Origin of the sequence: Pseudomonas sp. K5002 (assembly GCF_013386655.1) — a bacterium.
Lineage (GTDB): Bacteria > Pseudomonadota > Gammaproteobacteria > Pseudomonadales > Pseudomonadaceae > Aquipseudomonas.
This window is the reverse complement of sequence record NZ_JACARK010000627.1, coordinates 1-6,796: the sequence shown is the minus strand read 5'-3', so window position 1 is coordinate 6,796 and position 6,796 is coordinate 1. Positions and strand designations below refer to the sequence as shown.

Below are 6,796 nucleotides of genomic sequence, written 5' to 3'. Positions count from 1 at the left end.
CCAACCGCCAGCGGGCCGAGGTGGAAGGCCTGATCGGGTTGTTCGTCAACACCCTGGCAGTGCGCATTGATACCTCGGGCGAACTGAGCGCCGAGGCGCTGCTGGCGCGGGTCAAGGGGCTGGCGCTGGACGCCCAGGCTCATCAGGATCTGCCGTTTGAGCAGGTGGTGGAAATCACCCGGCCATTGCGCAGCCTGGCCCATAGCCCGCTGTTCCAGACGATGTTGACCTGGCAGGACAGTGACGCGCCGGTGCTGGCTCTGGGCGACCTGAGCCTTGAAGGAATCGTGGAGGACAGTCACTTTGCCAAGTTCGACCTGTCCCTGAACCTCGGCGAGACCCGGGGCGAAATTCGCGGCACCCTGGAATACGCCATCGCGTTGTTCGACGAGTCGACCATGCAACGCTATGTCGGCTATTTCACCCGCGTGCTACAGGCCATGGTGGATAACGATCAGGCGGTGCTGGAGCAGGCTGACTTGCTGGACGATCAGGAGCGCCAGCATCTGCTGTTCGACTTCAATAACACCACAGTGGATTACAACCTCGACCAGACGCTGCACGGTATGTTCGAAGCCCAGGTGGCGAGAACGCCGGATGCGCTTGCGGTGAAGGCAGGCTCGGAGTGCCTGAGCTATCGCGAGCTGAACGAACGGGCCAATCAGTTGGCGCACCATCTGCGGGAGCTGGGTGTACAGCCGGATTCGCGGGTGGCGATTTGCGTCGAGCGCGGCCTGGAGATGGTCATCGGCCTGTTCGCAATCCTCAAGGCGGGCGGCGGTTATGTGCCGCTGGACCCGGCGTATCCGCTGGAACGTATCGCCTACATGCTCAAGGACAGCGCACCGGCCGCCGTGCTGGTACAGGGCGAAACCCGTTCGTTGCTGGGCGACGTGACGGTGCCGGTGGTGGACCTGGACCAGAACACCTGGCAGCACCAATCAACGTCCAACCCACGAGTGGATGGGCTGACCGCGCAGCATCAGGCCTACGTGATCTACACCTCGGGTTCCACCGGCCAACCGAAGGGCGTGATCAACGAGCACGCGGGCGTGGTCAACCGCCTGCTGTGGATGCAGGACGAGTACGGACTGACTGCCCAGGACAGGGTGTTGCAGAAAACCCCGTTCAGCTTCGACGTGTCGGTGTGGGAGTTCTTCTGGCCGCTGTTCACCGGCGCGCGGTTGGTGATGGCGCGTCCTGGCGGGCATAAAGACCCGGCCTACCTGTGTGAGGTGATCGAGGCGGAGCAGATCACCACGCTGCACTTTGTGCCGTCTATGCTCGATGTGTTCCTGGCCCACGGCGACGTCAGCCAGGGCGTCGGGCTGGTGCGGGTGATGTGCAGTGGTGAAGCGCTCCCCGGCAACCTGGTGCGCCGTTTCAAGCAGCAGTTGCCGGGCATCGGTTTGTACAACCTTTATGGCCCGACCGAGGCGGCGGTGGACGTGACGGCGTGGGATTGCGCCGGGCCCGTCACGCCGGACAACACCCCCATCGGCAAGCCGATTGCCAACACCCGCATGTACCTGCTGGACGGGCAGTTGCAGCCTGTTCCGTTGGGTGTGGTGGGCGAGCTGTTCATCGGTGGCGTGCAAGTGGCGCGGGGTTACCTGCACCGTCCTGAGCTGACCGCCGAGCGCTTCCTCAAGGACCCGTTCAGCGCCGGCCGGATGTATCGCACTGGCGACGTCGGGCGCTACCTGCCGGACGGCACTATCGAGTATTTGGGCCGCAACGATGACCAGGTGAAAATCCGTGGCTTGCGCATCGAACTGGGGGAGATCCAGGCGCGACTGCTGCAATTCCCGCAGATCAACGAAGCCGCCGTGGTCGCCCGCGATTCACGGCTGGTGGCTTACTACACCGGCGTGCCGGCGCAAATCGACGCTTTGCGCAGCCATTTGCTGGAACACCTGCCGGACTACATGGTACCGGCCACCTTCATGCACCTGGACGCCTTGCCCCTGAGCCCCAATGGCAAGCTTGACCGCAAGGCACTGCCGGCGCCGGGCCTGGAATCGGTGAGCGCCCGGGAGTACGTCGCGCCTGTGGGGGAAACCGAAATCACCCTGGCCGGCCTGTGGGCGGATTTGCTCAAGGTGGAGCGTGTGGGTCGGCACGACCATTTCTTCGAGCTGGGCGGCCATTCGCTGCTGGCCGCCAGCCTGATCGGCCGCATGCGTCGGGTCGGGTTGTCGGCGGATGTGAAAGTGTTGTTTGGTCAACCCACCCTTGCAGCCTTGGCGGCTGCCGTGGGTGGTGGTCGCGAAGTGGTGGTGCCAGCCAATGGGATCGCCGCGGATTGCACGCGGATCACCCCGGACATGCTGACGCTGGTGAACTTGAAGCAACCCACCATCGACCGCCTTGTCGCGAGCATACCCGGCGGCGCGGCCAACGTGCAGGATATCTACCCGCTGGCGCCGTTGCAGGCCGGGATCCTGTATCACCATCGCGCAGTGCAACAGGGTGACGCGTACCTATTGCAGGCGCAGTTTGCCTTCGCCAGCGTCGAGCGCCTTGAAGCGTTTGCCCAGGCGTTGCAGGCGGTGATCGAGCGGCAGGATATCCTGCGCTCGTCGATGCACTGGGACGGGCTGGAAGAACCGGTGCAGGTGGTGTGGCGCCAGGCTTCGCTGCGGGTTGAGCCGATTCAACTGGCGGGCGATGTGCTGGACCAATTGCAGGCGCGCTTCGAACAGCATCGGCTGAACTTGGCTCAGGCACCGCTGATGCGCCTGGTGTACGCCGAGGACCCGGCCAACTTTTCTGCCGGCCACCGGGCACCTGGCGCTGTACCGCGAATCCCCGCCAGGGCCCGGGCGCCGGGTAGACAGCGGCGTCGAACAAGGCGACAACGTGTCACCGTTCTACGACCCGATGCTGGGCAAGCTGATTGCCTGGGGCGAAGACCGCGAACAGGCGCGCCTGCGGCTGCTGGGCATGCTCGATGAATTTGCCGTGGGTGGACTGAAGACCAACCTGGGCTTCTTGCGGCGCATTATCGGCCATCCGGCGTTTGCCGCTGCCGAGCTCGATACCGGGTTTATCCCGCGTTATCAGGATGAGCTGCTGCCGGCGCCTGGCGAATTGAGTGAGGCATTCTGGCAGGCCGCCGGCCAGGCGTTCATGCAGACCCAACCGAGCACTGACACCCGTTCGCCCTGGGCCGACACCCGAGGTTTTCGCGCAGGCTTGCCGGGCGAGGTTTCCCTGCACCTGAGCTGCAACGGCCAGGATCGCCTGGTAATGCTGCAAGCCGGCATCAACCCGCCCCAGTTGCACGGCGAACAATTGCTGATCGACCAGCACGGCGTGCGCCGCTCCCATCTGGCGGTACGCGAGGGCGGCAGTGTGTTTTTGCGCTGGGACGGCGAGGTGCACAGTGTCAGCCTGTTCGACCCGATTGCCGCCGTCGACGCCAGCCAGTCCCATCAGGGCGGCCTGACCGCACCGATGAACGGCAGCATCGTGCGAGTGCTGGTGGAAGTCGGGCAAACCGTTGAAGCCGGTACGCAGTTGGTGGTGCTGGAGGCCATGAAGATGGAACACAGCATTCGCGCGCCCCATGCCGGCGTGGTCAAGGCGCTGTACTGCCAGGAAGGCGAAATGGTCGGTGAAGGCAGCGCACTGGTGGAGCTGGAAGCCGCGAGTTAAAACCTCGTGACCGCCTGCGCCACCACGCCGATGATCCGGCACTCTTCACTGAACAGCATATTCGGGTACGTAGGGTTGAGCGGCACCAGGTAAAGCTGGCCGCTCTGCCTGACCCATTTGCGCAAGATCGCCTGGGAATCAAATGCCCATTGGGCCACCACCAGTTTGCCGGGCTCGGGCTGGATGGCCGGGTCCACCAGAATCATCGTGCCTTCATTGATACTCAAGCCGCTGGGGGCGGTCATGGCGTCGCCAGTCACGCGCATCCAGAACGCCTTGCCACGGGCCTGATAGTCGCTCATCTGAAAACGAGTAACGCCGTACGGCCGAGGTTCTTCCTGCAATGGGTAGCCTCCCTTCCCTTCGCTCACCGGGTAACGGTAATTCGGGTTGTAGTGCGGCGCCGGCTGCAGTTCCTCGGCAACCGCCGCGAGCGCTTTTTCGCGAACCACCAGCGCGACCTCGAGCCCATCCAGGCCAAGCTCCTGCATCACCCGGTTCATATCGGCAAGGCTCGGCACCCGACGCTTGTTCAGCCAGTGGCCGACCCCGCCCTGAGACATGCCCAGGCGCGACGCCAGTTGGTCCTGCGTGACCTTGCGGTCTTTCATGTTGGCCTTGACCAACGCTATCCATTTATCCATGGGCCCTGACAATACGTTGTGTACTCACCACGACAATAAACAGTTTGTAGTAATCAATAAAACGCCATAAATACGATTAGTACTAATATCGATTGCAGGCTTTCGACACCCACACAGAGCACTGCCCTTATGACGACCACCCCGTATACCCTGCCCGACACCTGCGATGAAGACGAACGGCTGTTCCTGCGCAGCAGTGGCGCCGCCCAACGCGCGCTGGACTATTACCTGAAAGAGGATGCCGCACCGCCCTCCGTTGACGACACGTTGTTCGAGGTCAAGCCCGGCATCAGCGACGAGGAGGCCCTGGTCCACGCCTCCGACCTGCTGCGCAGCGCCGCGGCCACTGCGTACGAATCGGCAAACAGCGCCCACGGCAATAGCCGGGACCTGGCGTTTTCAGTGGTCTATTTGATCGATATGGCGAAGGTGATGGTGGAGCGGTCACTGCGGCTTTCGGCGAGGGGTGCCGAACAGCCGGCCAGCCTGTAACAGGCACGCGGGAAAAATATTTCTATCCAAGGGATAAAAACATTTGACTTGCAAATGATAATGATTATTATTGGACCTAGCTGATCGCGAGATCAGTCGATAGACCAAGAGACCTTAGGTCGGACTCTTGGAATATCTCCTCATCAGGCTAATCACGGTTTTTGACCCGGCTCTTTGGCCGGGTCTTTTTTTTGCCAGTTTTTCCCTGGCGTGACTTCAGGCTAATGAAGACTGTGTGTTGCTTGATGGCGCGCATGGTAGCAAAAGACCATCGCCAAAAGAAAGTCGATCGAGCGCTCTAGGCCGGTTCTTTCAAAAATAGCACTTGAGAATCAATCTCATAGATTCTAAGCTGCGGCGGCGTCATGGACGACGCCCCCCTCTTCACCCGCAAAAATTGCATCCAGGCTTTGCCCCGCTCCGGTGTAAAATGCCCGCCACAACACTCATATTCAGGCAACCAGACTATGACCGTGGCCTTGACCTCCATCAAGATCAGCACCGACTTCGACAGTGGCAATATCCAGGTGCTCGACGCCAGTGATGCTCACCAGTTGCTGCTGGCGATAAAGCCCGATACGCGCAGCCAGCACTACCAGTGGTTCCACTTCAAGGCCGAAGGCATGCATGTGGGTCACACCCACACCTTCCGCCTGAGCAATGCCGGCCACTCGTCCTACAAGCACGCCTGGAGCGGCTACAACGCCGTGGCGTCCTACGACCATATCAACTGGTTTCGGGTGCCCACCCGCTTTGATGGCGAGACGCTGCACATCACCCTCGAAACCCGTGAAAAACAGGCCTGGTTCGCCTACTTCGAACCCTACAGCCGCGAACGCCACGACTGGCTGATCGACCAGGCGCTGAACCGCGCCGGCACGCAATTGCTGGCCACCGGCAAAAGTGTCGAAGGCCGTGATATCCAACTGCTGCGCCGTGGCAAGGGCGAGGCCAACAAGCGCAAGGTCTGGATCATCGCCCAGCAGCATCCCGGCGAGCACATGGCCGAATGGTTTATGGAAGGCATCATCGAGCGCCTGCAACAGGACGGTGACGCCGAGCTGAAAAAGCTCCTGGCCGCCGCCGACCTGTACCTGGTACCGAACATGAACCCCGATGGCGCGTTCCATGGGCATCTGCGCACCAACGCCATGGGCCAGGACCTCAACCGCGCCTGGCAGAGTGCGAGCCAGGAGATCAGCCCCGAAGTACTGTTCGTCCAGCAACAAATGGAAAAGTACGGCGTTGACCTGTTCCTGGATATCCACGGCGACGAGGAAATCCCCTATGTGTTCACCGCCGGTTGTGAAGGCAACCCGGGCTACACGCCACGTATCGAGCAGTTGGAAAAACACTTCCGCAGCCACCTGAGCAACCTCACCCGGGATTTTCAGACCGCGCATGGCTACACCCGCGACCTGCCGGGCGAAGCCAATATGACCCTGGCGTGCAACAGCGTCGGCGAGAAGTTCGATTGCCTGTCCCTGACCCTGGAAATGCCCTTCAAGGACAACGACGACGCGCCCAACCCGCACACTGGCTGGTCGGGCAAACGCTCGATGCAGTTGGGCAAGGACGTGTTGAGCAGCGTGGCGGATATCGTCGGCGTATTGCGCTAATACATCCACGATCCCGGCGACGGCTGCATCACAGCAACCGTCGCCGGGGAAGGCTTCAGTCCTTGCTGCCGGTCATGCTTTGCAACACACCATCACGCCGGATCAAACCGTGGAACAGCGCCGCCGCCAGGTGCAACAACACCGTCAGAAACAGCAAATACGCCAGGTAACCGTGAGCCTTGCGCAACACGGCAAACAACGGCGCATTCGCCCCCACCAGCGCCGGCAACTGCACCGAACTGCTGAGCATCACCGGGTCGCCGGCCGCTGAAATCATCGCCCAGCCCAGCAGCGGCAACACCAGCATCAACGCATACAGCACCACGTGGGAGGCCTTGGCCGCCAGCACTTGCCACAGCGGCAAGTCGGCAGGCAGCGGCG

The 6,796-nt window shown here is 61.9% G+C and carries 4 protein-coding genes and 1 pseudogene; 3 read left to right on the top strand and 2 right to left on the bottom strand.

Features of this window, described 5'->3' with window-relative positions; translation table 11 throughout:
- A pseudogene (locus HX846_RS25020) lies at window positions 1-3,660 on the top strand (amino acid adenylation domain-containing protein); the annotation flags it as partial.
- On the opposite strand, the gene HX846_RS25010 reads toward HX846_RS25020, so the two are convergent.
- The gene (locus tag HX846_RS25010; protein ID WP_177123504.1) at window positions 3,657-4,304 is read right to left on the bottom strand and encodes a LexA family transcriptional regulator; all 648 of its coding nucleotides are present in this window, start codon (window positions 4,302-4,304) and stop codon (window positions 3,657-3,659) included. The pseudogene HX846_RS25020 and the gene HX846_RS25010 sit on opposite strands and share 4 nt — an antisense overlap.
- A 129-nt stretch (window positions 4,305-4,433) precedes the next feature.
- Between HX846_RS25010 and HX846_RS25005 the strand changes: the two genes are divergently transcribed.
- Both HX846_RS25005 and HX846_RS25000 read left to right on the top strand, forming a co-directional pair.
- A complete protein-coding gene (locus tag HX846_RS25005; protein WP_102369523.1) occupies window positions 4,434-4,796 on the top strand; it encodes a DUF6124 family protein in 363 nt (120 codons plus the stop codon).
- Window positions 4,797-5,263: 467 nt separating this feature from the next.
- Window positions 5,264-6,415, top strand: a complete 1,152-nt coding sequence (locus HX846_RS25000) for a M14-type cytosolic carboxypeptidase (protein WP_003212460.1) — start codon at window positions 5,264-5,266, stop codon at window positions 6,413-6,415.
- 55 nt (window positions 6,416-6,470) lie between these two features.
- Here the strand turns inward: HX846_RS25000 and HX846_RS24995 are convergent.
- On the bottom strand, window positions 6,471-6,796 hold a 326-nt coding region (locus tag HX846_RS24995), incomplete at its 5' end, for a cytochrome b (protein WP_178966302.1).

Coding starts and splice junctions, on each gene's coding strand:
- HX846_RS25000 (WP_003212460.1), top strand. CDS start 5,264: ATGACCGTGGCCTTGACCTCCATCAAGATCAGCACCGACTTCGACAGT.
- HX846_RS25010 (WP_177123504.1), bottom strand. CDS start 4,304: ATGGATAAATGGATAGCGTTGGTCAAGGCCAACATGAAAGACCGCAAG.
- HX846_RS25005 (WP_102369523.1), top strand. CDS start 4,434: ATGACGACCACCCCGTATACCCTGCCCGACACCTGCGATGAAGACGAA.